This window comes from Nesterenkonia xinjiangensis, assembly GCF_013410745.1.
In the GTDB taxonomy this organism is placed as follows: Bacteria; Actinomycetota; Actinomycetes; order Actinomycetales; family Micrococcaceae; genus Nesterenkonia; species Nesterenkonia xinjiangensis.
Window position 1 is genome coordinate 1,499,270 of the sequence record NZ_JACCFY010000001.1, and the last position, 16,286, is coordinate 1,515,555.

The following is a 16,286-nucleotide window of genomic DNA, read 5'->3' on the forward strand; positions in this document are numbered from 1 at the left end:
CTCCATGATCATGTCATTGAATGGGAATCACCGGGGGTACGAGCTACGCTCACTCCATGGCCAACTCACCCAGCGGCGACGCCGTCCTGGACCGCGTGATGCGGCTGTTCGCCGCCCTGGAGGAGCAGCCGTCCCAGACCCCCGGCGACCTCGTTGCCGCCGCACGCCTGCCCCGGACCACCGGATACCGGCTCATCCGGGAGCTGCGCACACGCGGTCTGCTGGCGCTGACCGACGGCGGGGAGATCGTCGTCGGACGCCGGGTGTGGGAGATCGCCCAGCACGCCCCCATCCACCGGGAGCTGCGCACCGCGGCGCTGCCGTACATGCAGGACGTCAACGCGGTGGTCCGGCAGACCACCCAGCTCTCGGTCCTCGCCGACGACGGTGCACTGATCGTGGAGCGGCTCTCTCGACACGGTGCTGTGGCCAACCCGGCGGAGGTGGCGACCACCATGCCGGCGCATCTGACCTCCATGGGACACGTGCTGCTGGCCTTCGCACCTCAGCGCACCGCCGAGCGCTGGTGGGCCGAGCACGGGGACCGTGCGGAGGCGGCCCGGCCGGAACTGCGCCGGGAGCTCGCCGAGGCCCGCCGGCGGGGTCATGGCCTGCTCGTGGGCGTCATCAACACCGAGACCGCAGGGCTCTCCGTGCCGGTGCTGGATCCTCGCGGACGCGCACTGGCCGCGCTGACCGTCGTCGTACCACGGGACTCGCCCGAGATCCCGCAGTTCCTCATGGCGCTGCAGACTGCCGCCCGCGGCATCAGCCGGGCCATGCCCCAACCGACTGTGCCATTGAATGAGACACCCGTGGTGCGGTCCCCGCAGAGCCCCGCAGACTGAGGACGCACCCGTCCCCACCGGCATCCAGAGGGAGCGTCCGGTCTCACCTGCGAAGGAGCGGATCCATGGCGGAGAAGCCCACCGATCCGGATGCGGCGGCGGCCTCCCAGGAGGAGATCGACGCCGAGATCGCCCAGGTCCACCGCGACTACGAGTCGCGCAAGGCCACCGACGGGGAGGAGACCAGCGCCCGGCTGAACTTTCCGCCCTACCGCAGCTCGCTGCTGCGCCACCCCACCAAATCCCTGCACCACGCCGACCCCGAGGAGATCGAGCTCCACAGCCCGGCCTTCGGTCACCAGGACGTCTCCCCGCTGGAAGCGGACCTGACCATCCAGCACCACGGTGAGCCCATCGGCGAGCGCATCGTCGTCACCGGACGGGTGCTCGACGGCGACGGTCGCCCGGTGGCGAACCAGCTGATCGAGATGTGGCAGGCCAATGCGGCCGGCCGCTATATGCACAAGAGGGACCAGCACCCCGCCCCGCTGGACCCCAACTTCACAGGAGTCGGACGTGCGCTGACCGGCCCGAACGGCGAGTACACGTTCACCACCATCAAGCCCGCGCCCTACCCGTGGAAGAACCACCACAACGCCTGGCGCTCGGCGCATCTGCACTTCTCGATGTTCGGCACCGACTTCACCCAGCGGATCGTCACGCAGATGTACTTCCCCGGGGACCCGATCTTCGACCTGGACCCCATCTACCAGTCCATCACCGACCCCAAGGCGCGCGACCGTCTGGTGGCCGAGTACGACCACTCGGTGTCTCAGCACGAGTGGAACACCGGCTACCGCTGGGACATCGTCCTCTCCGGCAGCAACCGCACCTGGTCCGAGCAGGAGGAGCACTGACCATGGCCCGCACCCCCGGCGACCTCACCCCCATCCCCGCCCAGACGGTGGGCCCCTTCTTCGGCTTCGCGCTGCCCTACGAGGGCGGGCCGGACTTGGTGGACCGCTCCCACCGGCAGGCGGTACGGCTGCACGGCACCGTCTACGACGGCGACGGCATCCCCGTCCCGGACGCGCTGATCGAGATCTGGCAGCCCGACGGCGAGGGACGTATCCCCGCTGAACCGGGCTCCCTGCACCGTGACGGCCACACCTTCACCGGGTGGGGCCGGGCCGCCGTGGACGCAGTGGGTCACTACAGCTTCACCACCGTGGAGCCGGGCGCGACGTCGGCCGGTGCGGCACCGTTCGTCCTGGTCACGGTCTTCGCCCGCGGACTGATGGACCGACTCTTCACCCGCACGTACCTGCCGGAGCACACCGACGCCCTGGCCGCCGACCCCCTGCTGGCCTCCGTGCCGGAGAACCGACGCCACACCCTGATCGCCGCCCGCGACGACGACGGCGGCCTGCGCTTCGACATCCGGTTCCAGGGCCAGGACGAGACGGTCTTCCTGAGCTACCCGAACACCCCGCAGGTCACCGGCCCGGTGGACTGAGCCGAGACGCAGACTGAGACGATGGTGTCCATGACCTCCCCTCCCAAGCACCTTCCTGCGGCGCCGACCGGGCAGCACGGCCTGCTGAACCCAGCCTGGGCCGGGACCGCCGCGGCGTCGATGACCTCCGATGCCGCCGTCGTCGCCGCGCTGTTAGAGGTGGAAGCCGCCTGGGGCGAGGTGCTGGCCGAGGCGGAACTCGCTCCTGCGCAGAGCGCGGACGCACTGCGGGAGCTGAGCCGGGACGAGGCAGCACATCCGGACCCGGCCGTGCTGGCCGAGGCCGCCACCGGCGGCGGCAATCCGGTGATCCCGCTGCTGGCCGAGCTGCGCCGACTGCTGGCCGAGCGCGGGATCTCGGATGCCGCGCTGCATCGCGGGGCCACGAGCCAGGACGTGCTCGACACCGCCCTGATGCTGGTGGTGCGCCGGGTGATCGACCAGGTCGTGACGGATCTGCTGCGTACCGGGGAGGCGCTGAGCCGATTGGCGGACGCCCACCGGGAGACGCTCGCCGTCGCCCGGTCGCTGACCCAGCCCGCTATGCCCACCGTCTTCGGACTGCGCGCCGCCCAATGGCTGGAGGCGCTCACCGACGCCGCCGAGAGCCTGCACGCCGCCGCCGGCGCCGCACCCCTGCAGTGGGGCGGGGCCGTCGGGACCCAGGCCGCGCTCGTGGAGCTCGCCGGCTCTCCCGCCCGGGCCGAGGTGCTGACCGCCCGGCTGGCCGAGACCCTGGGCCTGGCGCTCCCGGCGATGCCCTGGCACACCCGACGTCGCCCGGTGCTGCAGGCGGCCACCGCCGCCGCCGAGGCCCTGGCCGCGCTGGGCACGCTGGCCTCCGACGTGCTCACCCTGCAGCGCCCAGAGATCGGAGAGCTGCGTGAGCCCACCGCCCCGGGGCGGGGAGGTTCCTCGGCGATGCCCCAGAAGCAGAATCCGGTGCTCTCGGTGCTGATCCGCTCCGCCGCGCTGGCCGGGCCCGGACACCTGGCCACACTCCACCAGGCCGCCGGCGCCGCAGTGGACGAACGGCCCGACGGCGCCTGGCACGCCGAATGGCCAGCCCTGACCGAGCTGCTGCGCCTCACCGGGGGTGCCGCAGCCCGGGCCGCGGAGCTGTGCGAGGGCCTTCAGGTCTTCCCCGCGGCGATGCGTCAGAATCTGGACACCGCGGGCCCGGGAGTGCTCGGCGAACGCCTCCTGGCCCGACTGGGCGAAGCCCACCCGGGCGGACCGGCTGGGCTGAAGGCGCTGCTGGCGGAGGCAGGACACGGCGATATCGACCTGACCGCCCGGCTGCGGCAGGAGCTCCCGGCCGAGACGATCAGCGACGACGAGCTGACCGAGACGCTGGACCCCCACCGATACGTGGGCCGCTCGGCCCAGCTCATCGACGCCGCACAGGCCCGGTTCGGCGAGCTGCGGGCAGGGCTCGCCCCCTGACGCCACTGCCCCGATGCCTCGGCGTCGCACCACCCGCCACACACCACAGACCAACCGGCCACCACTGGGAGTTCCGATGACGCATCCGCGCAGCGCCCTCACCCTCACCCTCACCCTGCTCGCCGGCCGCACCGAGGACCTCTCCTCCGGCAGGCGCCCGCTGCTGCTGGTGGGACCCTCCCTGGGCACGAGTGTCTCGGCCCTCTGGGGCCCTGCCCTGCCGTGGTTGGACGAGCGGTTCGTCGTCATCGGCTGGGACCTGCCGGGCCACGGCGCGGGGCAGCCCTCCGCCGGACCTTTCACCTTGGAGGATCTGGCCGACGGCGTGGAGGAGGCCCTGGCGGGAGTGGTCGCTGAGCACGGGCTGCCGACGTCGACCCCGGTGCTGGCCGCCGGGGTGTCCATCGGCGGGGCCACCTCGCTGACGCTGGCCCAGCGGCCGGAGACCCGCATCGACCGGCTGGCCGCGATCTGCACGGCGGCCCGCATCGGCACCCCGCAGAGCTGGACCGAGCGGGCCGAGCTCGTGGCCCAGGCGGGCACCCCCACGATCGTAGAGGGCTCGGCCCAGCGATGGTTCGCCCCCGGGTTCATGGCCGAGCACCCCCGGGTGGCCACCAACCTGCTGCAGTCCCTGCAGCACGCCGACCGCCACAGTTACGCCCACGCCTGCCACGCCCTGGGCACCCATGACCTCACCGGCCGGCTGGGCCGGTTCGCCCGTCCTCTGCTGGTGGTCAACGGCGCCGAGGACACCGTGTGTCCGCCGGCGGATGCCGCGGCGATCGCCGACGGCGCGGCGGCAGGCTCCGTACCGGTGCGGGCGGTGACACTTCCCGGCGTCGCACACCTGGCCCCCGCCGAGGCCCCCGAGGCCACGGCCCGACTTCTGGAGGAGCTGCTCGATGGCTGACCCCCGCCCCACTCCCGCTGAAGACCCTTATGCCGCCGGCATGGAGGTGCGCCGCGAGGTGCTCTCCGATGCACATGTGGACCGCGCCGAGGCGAAGAAGGACGCCTTCACCGAAGACTTCCAGGAGCTGATCACCCGTTACGCCTGGGGCGGCATCTGGACCCGCCCGGGCCTGCCGCGCACCACACGCTCGGCCATCACGCTGACCGCCATGATCGCCGGCGGCTACTGGGAGGAGCTGGAGATGCACATCCGCGCCGCCCTGCGCAACGGCATGACCGCATCCGAGATCAAAGAGGTCTTCCTGCAGGCGGCGATCTACTGCTCCGTGCCTGCGGCCAACGTCGCCTTCGGCATCGGCCAGCGGGTCATCGCCGAGGAGCTCGGCGACACACCCCCGACCTGATGCATCGAAAGGTCGATTCGACTGGATCTTGAGGTCCCGAGACCCCTGGAATCCAGTCGAATCGACCAGTCGATGCAAGCTGGGCCGCGGAGCCGATCCCTCGGGCCCACGAAGAGCGCACCGTCGCAGCCCGGCTGGAGAGGTTTCCGCCGGAGAGCCACGACCGGATCGTGGCCTACAAGACCTTCGCCTATGAGGAGCTCATCGCCCGGGGGAGGCCGAGATCGCCTGAGCACGGCGCGGCCTGGAACTTATCGACTCCCTTCCGGCCGAGGAGAGGAGACCTCACACGCCTGAGGCGACCTCGAACGGCACGCCCAGCCGCCGCCGCAGCTCCTCCACGGTGATCCCGTGGGCCTCGCGCAGCACCAGCCGGACGCTCCCGTCCGCGCGGCGGTCCAGCAGGAACACCCCGTGGTCCGTGTACACTCGGGTCACGCAGCCCAGCCCCGTCACCGGATAGGTGCACTCCGGCACCAGCTTCGGGGAGCCGTCCTTGGCGAAGAGCGTCATCATCACGAAGACCTGCTTCGCGCCCGCGGCCAGGTCCATGGCGCCACCGACGGCGGGGATCGCCTCCGGGGCCCCGGTGGACCAGTTGGCCAGGTCGCCGGCGGCGGAGACCTGGAAGGCGCCCAGCACACAGACGTCCAGGTGCCCGCCACGCATCATGGCGAAGGAGTCGGCGTGGTGGAAGTAGCTGGCCCCAGGCAGTTCGGTGACAGGAATCTTCCCGGCGTTGATGAGATCATGGTCCACATCCTCGCCGTGAGCCTGCGCCCCCATGCCGAGCATGCCGTTCTCGGTGTGCAGGACTACGCCCCTCTCCGGAGTCAGGTGGTCCGCGACCAGGGTGGGCTGCCCGATGCCGAGATTCACATAGGATCCCGGGGCGATGTCGGAGGCGATGAGCCGGGCGAGGTCGTCCCGGCCCAGGCGGGCCGAGGACTGCGTGCCGGTGGTCTGCTGCGCGGTCATGCGATCTCCTTCAGGGCGGCCTCGCCGGAGGCGGTCGGGATGACGGTGACGGTGTTCACGTGGATGCCCGGGGTGATCACATGCTCGGGATCGATGCCGCCCACAGGGACGAGCTCATCCACCTGGACGACGGTGCGGGCCGCGGCTGCGGCCATGACCGGCCCGAAGTTCCGGGCTGTCTTCCGGTAGACCAGGTTGCCGGCCTCGTCGGCGCGCAGCGCCTTGATGAGCGCGATGTCCCCGGGCAGCGGCTGCTCCAGCACATAGCCGCGTCCGTCGATGACGCGGGTCTCCTTGCCCTCAGCCAGAACGGTGCCGTACCCGGTGGGGGTGAAGAATCCCCCGATGCCGGCGCCGGCGGCACGCAATCGCTCGGCCAGGTTCCCCTGCGGCACGAGCTCCAGCTCGATCTCCCCCGCCCGGTATGCCTCATCGAAGTGCCAGGAGTCTGACTGCCGGGGGAAGGAACAGATCATCTTGGCCACGCGGCGCTCCTTGATCAGCAGTGCGAGCCCGGCGTCGGCCTGACCGGCGTTGTTGTTCACCACGGTCAAGTCGCGTGCGCCGGAATCCAGCAGCGCGTCGATCAGCTCCATCGGCTGCCCCGGGTTGCCGAACCCTCCCAGCAGCACCGTGGATCCGTCCAGCACCTGGCCCACCGCCTCGGCGGCATCCTCCGCGATCGTGATCATCCTCGTCCTCCTCCATCAGCGTTCTCCAGCACAGCTCAGTCAGCGCGCTCCAGCACAGCTCAGTCAGCGCGCTCCAGCACGACAGCGATCCCCTGCCCGACGCCGATGCACAGCGCCGCCACGCCCCACCGGACGCCCTCGGCCTGCATACGGCGAGCCAGCGTGGCCAGCACCCGAGTGCCGGAAGCGCCCAGCGGATGCCCGATGGAGATGGCGCCGCCCCAGGCGTTGACGATCGCCGGGTCATGCTCCGTCCCGAAGCCCCAAGCGTCCAGGCAGGCCAGGGACTGGGCGGCGAAGGCCTCGTTGAGCTCCACGGCGCCGACGTCGGCCCAGCCGATCCCGGCCCGCGCCAGCGCGCGGCCTGCCGCCTCCACCGGGGCATAGCCGAAGAACTGCGGTTCATTCGCGGCGGTGCCCCAGCCCGCCATGCGCGCCTGCGGGGCCAGACCCAGCAGTTCGCCGCCGCGGGCGGAGCCCAGCCAGGCGGCCGAGGCGCCGTCGCTCATGGGTGAGGCGTTGCCGGCGGTCACTGTACCGTCGTCACGCCGAAAGACCGTCTTCAGCCCGGCCAGCGACTCGGGAGTCACGCCGTCGCGGATGGTCTCGTCCCGGGGAAGGCCCACTCCGGGGACCTCGACGACCATCTCGGCATAGCGACCCTCAGACCAGGCCTGGCCCGCACGGGCGTGGGATTCGGCGGCGAAGGCGTCCTGCCGTTCACGGCTGATGCCGTGGCGCTCGCGCAGCTGCTCGGTGGCCTCCCCCAGGGAGACGGTCCACTCGGCGGGCATCCGGTCGTTCACCAGCCGCCAGCCCAGAGTGGTGTTGACGGCTTCGAGGTTCTTCAGCGGAAAGGGCCGGTCCGTCTTGGGCAGCACCCACGGCGCCCGGGACATGGACTCCACGCCACCGGTGAGCACGACGTCAGTCTCCCCCAGCGCGATCTGCCGCGCACCGGAGATCGCCGCGTCCAGCGAGGAGCCGCACAGCCGATTGACGGTGCTGGCCGGCACCTCCACAGGGAGACCCGCCAACAGCCACGCCATGCGGGCGACGTTGCGGTTCTCCTCCCCCGCGCCGTTGGCGTTTCCCAGGATCACCTCGCCCACGACATCTCCGGCCGCGGCAGGATCGAGCTTCGGAGCCCGGCCTACCAGAGCACTGATGACCAACTGCGCGAGGTCATCGGGACGCTGCCCGGCCAGGGCTCCGCCGACCTTGCCGAAGGGCGTCCGCACGCCGTCGTAGACGAAGACATCCTTCATGACGTCCTCCATGAGAGCTCCTGCCCGCGTCCACCCATCTTCGAATGTTCGCTATGCGTACTTGTGTTCGCTATACGTTGCTAGCATAGCGGCGGCACACGCACTGGACCAGCCCTGAGCGGAAAATGGACAGCGAGATTCTCGATACGCTCAGAATCATGGAAGACGACCGCGCAATGTCCCCGACCTCCTCGGAATCCCCTGACAAGGAGGAGTTCGTCAGGTCGCTGGCCAACGGGCTCAAAGTGCTCGAGTCCTTCGCCGAGGCCGAGGACCCGATGACGCTCTCCGACGTCGCCCGGCGCACCGGGCTCTCCCGGGCTGCCGCCCGGCGCATGCTCAAGACGTTGGTCCATCTGGACTACGCCAGCACCGACGGCCGGCTCTTCGTGCTCACACCGAAGGTGCTCAGTCTCGGCGTCGGCTTCTGGTCCGGCAACGGGCTGCACGACGTGCTGCAGCCGCTGCTGCGCACCCTGGCCTCCGAGCTGAACGAATCATGCTCAGCCTCGGTGCTGGTGGGTGAGGAGATCGTCTACATCGCGCGGGCGCACACCCGCCGCATCATGCGCATGGACCTCGACGTCGGCACGCGCCTGCCGGCCTTCGCCACCTCCATGGGTCGCGTGCTCCTCGGAGGCATGGACGAGGACGCACGACGCCGACTCCTCGACCACGCGGAACGGCCCCAGCTCACCCCCGTCACCCGCACCGAGGTCGACGAGCTTCTGGAGATCATCAGCACGGCCCAGCGGGCAGGATGGACTCTCGTCGACCAGGAGCTCGAGACCGGGCTGCGCTCGGTCTCCGCCCCGGTGATCCATCCGGAACGAGGCGTGGTCGCGGCGATCAACGTGTCAGTCTCCGCGGGGCTGGAGACGCCTGAGCAGACGCGCGACCGCGTCCTGCCTCCCCTGCGGCGTGCCGCGGAGGAGGCAGGACGCTCAGTCGCCGTCTGGGAACGCAGCACGGGGCGCCCCGTGCGCGACTAGGCCCGGGCACCAGGCCCGGTCACCCCACTTCGCCGGTCACCCCGTCCTGCCGGGCAGCCTCGATCACAGCGGCCGCCACGTCCGCTGCCACACGCTCGTCAAGCGGCGAGGGCACGATGTAGTCGGGGCTGAGGTCCTCCCCCACGGTGTCGGCGATCGCGGTGGCCGCGGCGACCTTCATCGCCGAGGTGATCCGTCGGGCACCAGCGTCGAGCGCCCCGCGGAAGATCCCGGGAAAGGCCAGCACATTGTTGATCTGGTTCGGGAAGTCGGAACGCCCAGTGGCGACGACGGCGGCATGCCGGGCGGCGACCTCGGGCATGATCTCCGGGTCGGGGTTGGACAGGGCGAAGACGATGGAGTCCGGCGCCATCCGCGCCACCGCCTCCTCCGGGACCTTCGACGAGGACACCCCGACGAACACGTCGGCCCCGTCGAGCGCCTCCGAGATCCCCCCGATGACGCTCTCCCGGTTCGTGAAACCGGCCACCCGGGCCTTCACGGCGTTGAGGTCGTCGCGATCCCGGTGGACGGTCCCCTGCGAGTCGGTGAGGATGATGTCGCCGATCCCTGCCTCGTGCAGGATGTCGGCCACCGCGATGCCGGCCGCTCCGGCTCCGGCGATGACCACCCGCGTGTCGGCGAAGCTGCGCCCGGTGAGCCGAGCGGCGTTGGTCAGCGCGGCGAGCACCACCACGGCGGTGCCGTGCTGGTCATCATGCATCACCGGGCAGTCGAGGGCCTCGATGAGCTTCTGCTCCAGCTCGAAGCAGCGCGGAGCGACCACATCCTCGAGGTTGACGGCCCCGAAGCTGGGCCGCAGCCGGACCATGGTCTCCACGATCTCGTCCACGTCGGTGGTGTCGATGACCAGCGGAATCGAGTTCAGCCCGCCGAACTCCCGGAAGAGCGCGGACTTGCCCTCCATGACCGGCAGCGAGGCGGCGGCCCCGATGTTCCCCAGCCCCAGCACGGCGGTGCCGTCGGAGAGCACCACGACGAGCCGGGAGGCCCAGGTGTGGGTGGCGTGTGCGGCGGGGTCCTCGTGGATCGCCCGGGAGACCTTGGCGACCCCGGGGGTGTACGCGATGGACAGCGCCCGCTTCGAATCCAGCAGCATGGTGGTCTCGACGGTGAGCTTGCCGCCCTCGTGGGAGGTGAAGACCTCGTCGTCGGTGATGGGCGCGGTCGTGTCGGTGGTGGACATCAGTGGTGACTCCTGGAAAGCGTCTGATCAGGTCGGCACGGCGCATCGCGGATCCCGCGGGAGCGTCCACACGTCGTCGGGTGGACCGTGCGCTCCGGCCGTTCGCTGCAGTGCGCGCCGAGGTCATCGGCATCTGCACCGTCGCAGTGGTCAGTACTTTCTTTAGACCGTGCAGGCCAGGGTACGGCACGCCGGCGTCGGCACGTGAGCGTCGGTCCATCCAGTGGACGTCCAGCGCACATCTCTGACAGGGGCGCCCCCTGTCCGGCGACGCATGTGCGCGGCCGACCGACCTGGTCACCTCGAGCCCTCCCGTCTACTCTTCGATCCATGACGATCTCACCTGACAGCGGCCGGCGACGGCTCTCCGCCGCCGAGCTCGACGGCGATGCGGCCAGGATGGCCCGGCGTCGCCGGAGGTCGGGGGTCGGAGTCGGCGTGGTGCTCTCTCTGCTGGTGGGCTATCCGGTGTTCCACATGCACTTCCTGGCGCTGGTCAGCTACGGGATGGGCCGCCCGTGGGGCGGCTGGCTCCTGGGCGCGTTCCTGCTGGCCTGCCTGCCGGCCACCTCCGCGGTGACGGTGGGCACCGGCAGTCTGCGTCGTGGTCTTCTGCACGGGCTCTGGACCGGCGCGACGATCTCTGTGCTGGCGGTGGGAGGACTCATCCTGGTGATCGGCTGACCGCCACCCCCGCCCCAGGCCCACCCGAAAGAATGCATGTTTCTCAGCACGTCAGGTCTTCGCCAGATCGATGTCCGGCTCTGCTACGTTGATCACAATGCCTGCCTCAGACACCCAGCCGCCGCAGGGCATCGATGGTGCCCGCGCCGCGGCTGACGCCCCTGTCCGTCGACGCCGTCCGACCGGCGCCGACGTCGCCGCGCGCGCCAACGTCTCCCGCGCCACCGTCAGCTTCGTGCTGAACAACACCCCCGGCCAGACCATCTCCGAGGAGACCCGGCGCGGCGTGCTCAACGCCGCGGAGGAGCTCGGCTACCACCCCAACCGGAATGCCAAGTCTCTGGCCTCGGGAAAGTCCACGAATCTGGTGTGCGTGGTGCCGCGCACACAGCTGGGCGAGCCGGCCACCGCACTGATCGGCATGCTCACCGCCGAGCTGAGTCGACGCGGCTACTCCATGGCGGTGCACTTCGAGTCCTCGGACCACGGCGCGCTCACCGCACTGGTCCAGGACCTCGCCCCGCAGATGATCTTTCCGCTCTTCGGAGCCTTGCCGGGGTGGATCGATGAGGAGGCCGCCGACGGCACCACGCTGATGGCGGCCACCCAGCTGCCTGCGAACACTCGCGACGCCGGCGCCGCCGCCCAGGTGGAGCACCTGGCGCGGGCCGGCCACTCCCGTATCGGCTATGTGGGTACGGCCAGCCCGGTCGCCGGCGAGATCTCCGCATGGCGTGCCGCCACGGCCGAACGCATCGCCGAGGGACTCGGGCTGCAGATTCCGGTGGTGACCTCCGTCGCCGTCGACGGCTCCGACGCGGTCGAGGCGGTCCGCAAGGCCCGCGAGGCTGGTGTGACGGCGCTCTGCGCCTTCAGCGACAACATCGCGATCATGCTGATGGCCACGCTGCAGGACGAAGGCATCGCCTGCCCCGAGGACATCGCCATCGTCGGCTATGACGACGTCTCGTTGGCCGAGTGGTCCCGTCCGCGACTGACCACGGTCCACTGGGACGAGTCGGTGATCGCCTCGCTGATCGCCGACGCCGTCATCGCGGCCGTCGACGACGCCCCACAGCGCCCCGCCGCCGAGCAGATCGCCTCCGGCGACGATGTGGTGATGATCGGCAAGGCCGAGGTCATCGTGCGCGAGTCCGCCTGAAGCCCTGAACCCATGAGTGCCGGACCTCTGGACAACCGGCCCGCGAGCGGGGCACCGCTGGTGCTCCTCACCGGTTTCGAACCCTTCGGCGGGATGGACCACAATCCCTCCTGGGACGTGGTCACCGCAGTAGCCGCACGCGCCGCAGCAGGTCAGTCCTCCCTCCCGGGAGCGCCCGAGGTCCGCCCGCTGTGCCTGCCGGTGGCCTTTGGTCAGGCGCCTCGGCTGCTCGACGAGGCGGTGGAGGCCGCCGTCGTCGAGGGCAGGCCCCCGGCCGCCGTCCTCGCCCTGGGTCTGGCTGCCGGAACCGACGTGGTGCGGCTGGAACGGGTGGGGGTGAATCTGCGCGATGCGCGGATCCCCGACAACGCCGGCGCCCAGCCGGCCGATGAGCCCGTGGTCGAGGGCGGCGACGGCGCGCTGTTCTCCACTCTGCGGCTCAAGGCCGCCCACACACGGATCAGCGCGGCGAACATCCCGGTGCAGCTCTCGCTGAGCGCCGGAAGCTTCGTCTGCAACGACGTCCTCTACTCCCTCCTGCACGGTCTGCGGGTGCGCGGCCTGGAGATCCCTGGAGGGTTCGTCCATGTCCCTGACCTGCGGGACCCGCTGGCTCCGGTGCGCCTGGAGGGGGCGGTGGAGGCCGTGGAGATCCTGCTGGAGGAGGCGCTGCACGGCGGCGCCGACGTGGCGACCCCCGGCGGGACTCTGCACTGAGCCGGGCGGAGACGCCACCCCTGGGGGATGTCACCGCCGGAGCCTACTGTGGGACCACGTCCTCATGACCCGATACGGACCAGCAGGAGGCCCCGATGCACACTCCCGAGCACACTCTGAGCACCAGCACCCGCGAGGGTCGCTTCGTCGTCGTCTTCGACACCGCCGACCTCCACGTCCGGGATCAGGAAGCCCCGGGTCTGCTCCGCGCAGAGGGTCTCTCCACCGACACCTACTTCTCCCGACTGGGCATCGCCGTGGTCGACGGGGAGGACGAACGCCTGGAGGCCTTCCGGAGCCGCTGCCGGGATCGCCGCCGTCCCGTCCGGGTGCTGCCCGAACGGATCTACCACGTGCTGGGTCCCGCGACGCCGGCCCGGCCTGCCGAGCATTCAGGCTCTTTCACCGACACCGCGGACCTGACCTGGGGCCTGCAGGCGGTGCGCGCCGTCGAGTCGGGGCACACCGGGGCCGGGGTCCGGGTGGCGGTGTTGGACACCGGCTTCGACCTCGAGCACCCCGACTTCACCGATCGCGGCGTGACCGCCGAGTCCTTCATCGAGGGTGAGACCGCCCAGGACGGCCACGGGCACGGCACCCACTGCATCGGCACCGTGGGCGGTCCGCGCAGCCGCGAGGCCGGCCCGGGCTACGGTGTGGCGCCGGAGGCGGAGATCTTCTCCGGGAAGGTGCTCGGCGACGACGGCTCAGGCTCCGACACCTCCATCCTGGCCGGGATCGACTGGGCCCTGCGCCATGACTGCGACCTGATCTCGATGTCCCTGGGCGCTGACATCCCGGAGGTGCACCCGCCCTACGTGGCCGCCGGGCGGCGTGCCCTGGAACAGGGCGCGCTGATCATCGCCGCAGCGGGCAACAACGCACGGCGCAGCGCCGGGGAGGACGGGTTCGTCGGAGCGCCGGCGAACAGCCCCTTCGTCATGGCTGTGGGTGCCCTGGACTCGGAGCTGGGGGTCGCGGACTTCTCGGCCCGCACGCTGCCGGGACGGGGCGGACAGGTCGACGTCGCCGCCCCGGGGGTGGATGTGCTCTCCTCCTGGATCGGGGACGAGCAGCACCGGACCATCAGCGGGACCTCCATGGCCACGCCTCATGTCGCAGGTGTCGCCGCGCTCCTCGCCGAGGCCACCGGCTTCCGGTCGCGTGAACTGTGGGCCGAGATCGTCCAGGAGGCGGTGCGGCTGGAGCAGCCCTCCGTCGACGTCGGATCAGGGCTCTCCGTGGCGCCGCCGGCAGACGATGCCGGCTGACCCGGGACAGACCGGGGAGCAGGCCTGTCTGCATTCCGGGTCGGAGGACTACCCTGGCGGCATGCAGTCCCACCGTGAAGAGAGCATCGGCTGGATCATCACGGTCGATGAGAAGAGCGCGACACACCTGGATGACGTCGTCGTGGAGCTCCAGGCCGCCGGCCTGCGGGTCAACCGTGTGCTCACCTCGCTGGGAATGATCAACGGCCGTGCCCGCGAGGACCAATGGGAGACCCTCGCCGCCGTCGACGGAGTGGTGTCGGTGGACCGCGAGCAGGAGCACCGGATCAGCCCTCCCGACGCGGACGTGCAGTGACCCAGACTCGACGGCCTACCCACACTGGCGCGCGATAGGCTTGTCTGCCGTGACCACCCGCAGAAAGTCCCGCAGCGCCGCACCCCCGGGACGGACGTCGACACGGACGAGGGACCGGGCTCAGAAGCGACCTTCGAACCGCTCGGCGCCCCGCTCATCCGGCCGTTCCGCCAGGGACCATGGGACGGCGGCGAAGTCTCGACGTCGGACGGGAGGAACCTGGGGCCGGTACCTGTGGGCCCTGGTCACCTCCGTAGTGATCGCCGCGCTGCTCTTCGAGTTCACCATGCTGTGGACCATCGGGGTCGGGTTCTACATGCTCGCCCTGCGCGAGTTCACCGGCCTGTGGTTCCTCGTCGGAGGCTACGCGCTGGCCTGCGTACCGGCCGCCTTCGGGCTGCTGATCGCCACCGGTCAGTTCTGGCGCAGTCTCACCCATGCCCTGTGGATCGGGCTGGTCTACGGCCTGCTCGGATTCTTCCTTCTGGACCGCATCCTCGGCGCACTGTGATCCTGCGCCCTGTCGGCGTGACGCAGAGAGGCCACCTGCACCGCCCGTCTGGCGGCGCAGATGGCCCCTCTGGCCCCTCCCTCAGGCAGGTGGGCCGCCGACTCAGGCGGCCACCATGCCATGCGGGTCGATGACGAACTTCCGGGCCGCGCCGTCGTCGAACTCCTGATACCCGCGCGGGGCATCGTCGAGGCCGATGGCGGTGGCGTTGACGGCCTTCGCGATCTGCGCGCGGTCATGGAGGATCAGGTTCATCAGCTTCCGGTTGTACTGCTTCACCGGGCACTGTCCTGTCATGAACGAGTGCGACTTCGCCCAGCCCAGTCCCAGTCGGACGCCCAGAGTGCCTTCCTTGGCCGCGTCGTCGACCGCACCGGGATCCCCGGTGACGTAGAGCCCGGGGATGCCGATCCCCGCACCGGCACGGGCCACGGTCATGCAGTCGTTGAGCACGGTGGCCGGCGCCTCTCCGGCCCCGGAGCCGTGGCCGCGGGCCTCGAAGCCGACGGCGTCGACAGCGGCGTCGACCTCTGGCTCTCCGACGACCTCGGCGATCTTGTCGGTCAGTTCACCCTCGGTGCTCAGATCGATGCCGACGCAGCCGAAGCTCTCGGCCTGGGTGAGCCGACCGGGAACCATGTCTCCGACCATGACCACCGCGGCGCCCAGCAGCTGGGCGGCGTGGGCGGCGGCGAGACCCACCGGCCCGGCGCCGGCCACGTAGACGGTGGACCCGGTGGTGACTCCGGCCGTGTAGGCGCCGTGATAGCCGGTCGGGAAGATGTCGGAGAGCATCGTGAGGTCCAGGATCTTCTCCAGCGCCTGGTCCCGGTCCGGGAACTTCAGCAGGTTGAAGTCCGCATAGGGGATCATCACGTACTCCGCCTGACCACCGATCCAGCCACCCATGTCGACGTAGCCGTAGGCGGCGCCGGCGCGGGCCGGGTTCACGTTGAGGCAGATGCCGGTCTTGCCCTCGTCGCACATGCGGCAGCGGCCGCAGGCGATGTTGAAGGGCACAGAACAGATGTCTCCTTCGTTGACGAAGAGCACATCCTCCCCGGCTTCGACGACCTCGCCGGTGATCTCATGCCCGAGGGTCTGCCCCTGGGGCGCGGTGGTGCGGCCGCGGACCATGTGCTGGTCCGATCCACAGATGTTGGTGGTGACGATCTTCAGGATGGCGGCGTGGGGCGCCTTCTTCGTGATTCCGAAGTGGTCCGCCACCTCCTGGGGGACTTCCAGGGAGGGGTAGTCGACGGACTCGACCGCCACCTCTCCGGGGGACTTGTAGACGACGACTCTGTTCGAACTCATGGTGGGGCTCCTGATGACACAAGGTAGGTGGTGTGGATCACATGCCACTCCTCACCATGGGGGCTCCGCCCCCGGGTGACAACAGTTCGCCGGCCTGGGTCC

18 protein-coding genes are annotated in these 16,286 nt (G+C 70.5%); 13 read left to right on the plus strand and 5 right to left on the minus strand.

The features are described 5' to 3' along the window. Positions 1-56: 56 nt before the first annotated feature. The 6 genes from HNR09_RS06825 to pcaC all read left to right on the plus strand — a co-directional run bounded on the left by HNR09_RS06825 (position 57) and on the right by pcaC (position 5,069). Positions 57-848: an IclR family transcriptional regulator gene (locus tag HNR09_RS06825; protein ID WP_179541356.1), complete on the plus strand. Its 792-nt coding sequence runs from the start codon at positions 57-59 to the stop codon at positions 846-848. Between the two features lie 65 nt (positions 849-913). Further along, on the plus strand, positions 914-1,705 hold the full coding sequence (gene pcaH, locus HNR09_RS06830) for a protocatechuate 3,4-dioxygenase subunit beta (protein ID WP_179541357.1): 792 nt from the start codon (positions 914-916) through the stop codon (positions 1,703-1,705). 2 nt (positions 1,706-1,707) lie between these two features. Beyond that, entirely contained in the window at positions 1,708-2,304 is a 597-nt protein-coding gene (gene pcaG / locus HNR09_RS06835) for a protocatechuate 3,4-dioxygenase subunit alpha (protein ID WP_179541358.1), read from the plus strand. 30 nt (positions 2,305-2,334) lie between these two features. Beyond that, positions 2,335-3,750 carry a lyase family protein gene (locus tag HNR09_RS06840; protein ID WP_179541359.1) on the plus strand — a complete coding sequence of 472 codons (1,416 nt, stop codon included), beginning with the start codon at positions 2,335-2,337 and terminating at the stop codon, positions 3,748-3,750. A 76-nt stretch (positions 3,751-3,826) separates the two neighbouring features. Continuing rightward, on the plus strand, positions 3,827-4,663 hold the full coding sequence (locus tag HNR09_RS06845; RefSeq protein ID WP_179541360.1) for an alpha/beta fold hydrolase: 837 nt from the start codon (positions 3,827-3,829) through the stop codon (positions 4,661-4,663). Beyond that, a complete protein-coding gene (gene pcaC / locus HNR09_RS06850) occupies positions 4,656-5,069 on the plus strand; it encodes a 4-carboxymuconolactone decarboxylase (protein WP_179541361.1) in 414 nt (137 codons plus the stop codon). Before HNR09_RS06845 ends, pcaC begins: the two co-directional genes overlap by 8 nt. A 285-nt stretch (positions 5,070-5,354) precedes the next feature. Here pcaC and HNR09_RS06855 read toward each other — a convergent pair whose 3' ends face one another. The 3 genes from HNR09_RS06855 to HNR09_RS06865 are packed head-to-tail and all read right to left on the minus strand — an operon-like array spanning position 5,355 to position 8,007. Next, the gene (locus tag HNR09_RS06855; RefSeq protein ID WP_179541362.1) at positions 5,355-6,047 is read right to left on the minus strand and encodes a 3-oxoacid CoA-transferase subunit B; all 693 of its coding nucleotides are present in this window, start codon (positions 6,045-6,047) and stop codon (positions 5,355-5,357) included. Continuing rightward, a complete protein-coding gene (locus HNR09_RS06860) occupies positions 6,044-6,739 on the minus strand; it encodes a 3-oxoacid CoA-transferase subunit A (RefSeq protein WP_179541363.1) in 696 nt (231 codons plus the stop codon). Before HNR09_RS06860 ends, HNR09_RS06855 begins: the two co-directional genes overlap by 4 nt. Before the next feature lie 59 nt (positions 6,740-6,798). Continuing rightward, positions 6,799-8,007, minus strand: a complete 1,209-nt coding sequence (locus HNR09_RS06865) for a thiolase family protein (RefSeq protein ID WP_179543066.1) — start codon at positions 8,005-8,007, stop codon at positions 6,799-6,801. Between the two features lie 158 nt (positions 8,008-8,165). Between HNR09_RS06865 and HNR09_RS06870 the strand changes: the two genes are divergently transcribed. Next, a complete protein-coding gene (locus HNR09_RS06870; RefSeq protein WP_246348752.1) occupies positions 8,166-8,999 on the plus strand; it encodes an IclR family transcriptional regulator domain-containing protein in 834 nt (277 codons plus the stop codon). 19 nt (positions 9,000-9,018) lie between these two features. On the opposite strand, the gene HNR09_RS06875 is transcribed toward HNR09_RS06870, so the two are convergent. Then, positions 9,019-10,206, minus strand: coding sequence for an NAD(P)-dependent malic enzyme (locus tag HNR09_RS06875; protein ID WP_179541364.1), 1,188 nt, complete (start codon positions 10,204-10,206; stop codon positions 9,019-9,021). A gap of 330 nt (positions 10,207-10,536) precedes the next feature. Here HNR09_RS06875 and HNR09_RS06880 point away from each other — a divergent pair, with 330 nt between their 5' ends. The 6 genes from HNR09_RS06880 to HNR09_RS06905 all read left to right on the plus strand — a co-directional run bounded on the left by HNR09_RS06880 (position 10,537) and on the right by HNR09_RS06905 (position 14,867). Continuing rightward, positions 10,537-10,890 (plus strand): hypothetical protein, encoded by a 354-nt coding sequence (locus tag HNR09_RS06880; RefSeq protein WP_179541365.1) that lies wholly within the window; start codon positions 10,537-10,539, stop codon positions 10,888-10,890. Positions 10,891-10,987: 97 nt separating this feature from the next. Continuing rightward, a complete protein-coding gene (locus HNR09_RS06885; protein WP_179541366.1) occupies positions 10,988-12,052 on the plus strand; it encodes a LacI family DNA-binding transcriptional regulator in 1,065 nt (354 codons plus the stop codon). A 12-nt stretch (positions 12,053-12,064) separates the two neighbouring features. Continuing rightward, positions 12,065-12,769 (plus strand): pyroglutamyl-peptidase I, encoded by a 705-nt coding sequence (locus tag HNR09_RS06890; RefSeq protein WP_179541367.1) that lies wholly within the window; start codon positions 12,065-12,067, stop codon positions 12,767-12,769. A 95-nt stretch (positions 12,770-12,864) separates the two neighbouring features. Further along, entirely contained in the window at positions 12,865-14,040 is a 1,176-nt protein-coding gene (locus HNR09_RS06895; protein ID WP_179541368.1) for a S8 family serine peptidase, read from the plus strand. A 61-nt stretch (positions 14,041-14,101) separates the two neighbouring features. Beyond that, complete coding sequence (locus HNR09_RS06900) at positions 14,102-14,356, plus strand: hypothetical protein (protein WP_179541369.1); 255 nt, start codon at positions 14,102-14,104, stop codon at positions 14,354-14,356. Positions 14,357-14,405: 49 nt separating this feature from the next. Then, complete coding sequence (locus HNR09_RS06905; protein ID WP_179541370.1) at positions 14,406-14,867, plus strand: hypothetical protein; 462 nt, start codon at positions 14,406-14,408, stop codon at positions 14,865-14,867. Positions 14,868-14,969: 102 nt separating this feature from the next. Here HNR09_RS06905 and fdhA read toward each other — a convergent pair whose 3' ends face one another. Continuing rightward, a complete protein-coding gene (gene fdhA / locus HNR09_RS06910) occupies positions 14,970-16,184 on the minus strand; it encodes a formaldehyde dehydrogenase, glutathione-independent (RefSeq protein WP_179541371.1) in 1,215 nt (404 codons plus the stop codon). Between the last annotated feature and the right edge of the window lie 102 nt (positions 16,185-16,286).

Bases quoted from the DNA above. Each gene is read 5' to 3' on its own strand.
- HNR09_RS06880 (WP_179541365.1), top strand. From the start codon at position 10,537: ATGACGATCTCACCTGACAGCGGCCGGCGACGGCTCTCCGCCGCCGAG.
- HNR09_RS06900 (WP_179541369.1), top strand. From the start codon at position 14,102: ATGCAGTCCCACCGTGAAGAGAGCATCGGCTGGATCATCACGGTCGAT.
- fdhA (WP_179541371.1), bottom strand. From the start codon at position 16,184: ATGAGTTCGAACAGAGTCGTCGTCTACAAGTCCCCCGGAGAGGTGGCG.
- HNR09_RS06865 (WP_179543066.1), bottom strand. From the start codon at position 8,007: ATGAAGGATGTCTTCGTCTACGACGGCGTGCGGACGCCCTTCGGCAAG.
- HNR09_RS06845 (WP_179541360.1), top strand. From the start codon at position 3,827: ATGACGCATCCGCGCAGCGCCCTCACCCTCACCCTCACCCTGCTCGCC.
- HNR09_RS06840 (WP_179541359.1), top strand. From the start codon at position 2,335: ATGACCTCCCCTCCCAAGCACCTTCCTGCGGCGCCGACCGGGCAGCAC.
- HNR09_RS06860 (WP_179541363.1), bottom strand. From the start codon at position 6,739: ATGATCACGATCGCGGAGGATGCCGCCGAGGCGGTGGGCCAGGTGCTG.
- HNR09_RS06825 (WP_179541356.1), top strand. From the start codon at position 57: ATGGCCAACTCACCCAGCGGCGACGCCGTCCTGGACCGCGTGATGCGG.
- HNR09_RS06890 (WP_179541367.1), top strand. From the start codon at position 12,065: ATGAGTGCCGGACCTCTGGACAACCGGCCCGCGAGCGGGGCACCGCTG.
- pcaC (WP_179541361.1), top strand. From the start codon at position 4,656: ATGGCTGACCCCCGCCCCACTCCCGCTGAAGACCCTTATGCCGCCGGC.
- pcaH (WP_179541357.1), top strand. From the start codon at position 914: ATGGCGGAGAAGCCCACCGATCCGGATGCGGCGGCGGCCTCCCAGGAG.
- pcaG (WP_179541358.1), top strand. From the start codon at position 1,708: ATGGCCCGCACCCCCGGCGACCTCACCCCCATCCCCGCCCAGACGGTG.
- HNR09_RS06895 (WP_179541368.1), top strand. From the start codon at position 12,865: ATGCACACTCCCGAGCACACTCTGAGCACCAGCACCCGCGAGGGTCGC.
- HNR09_RS06875 (WP_179541364.1), bottom strand. From the start codon at position 10,206: ATGTCCACCACCGACACGACCGCGCCCATCACCGACGACGAGGTCTTC.
- HNR09_RS06870 (WP_246348752.1), top strand. From the start codon at position 8,166: ATGGAAGACGACCGCGCAATGTCCCCGACCTCCTCGGAATCCCCTGAC.
- HNR09_RS06855 (WP_179541362.1), bottom strand. From the start codon at position 6,047: ATGACCGCGCAGCAGACCACCGGCACGCAGTCCTCGGCCCGCCTGGGC.
- HNR09_RS06885 (WP_179541366.1), top strand. From the start codon at position 10,988: ATGCCTGCCTCAGACACCCAGCCGCCGCAGGGCATCGATGGTGCCCGC.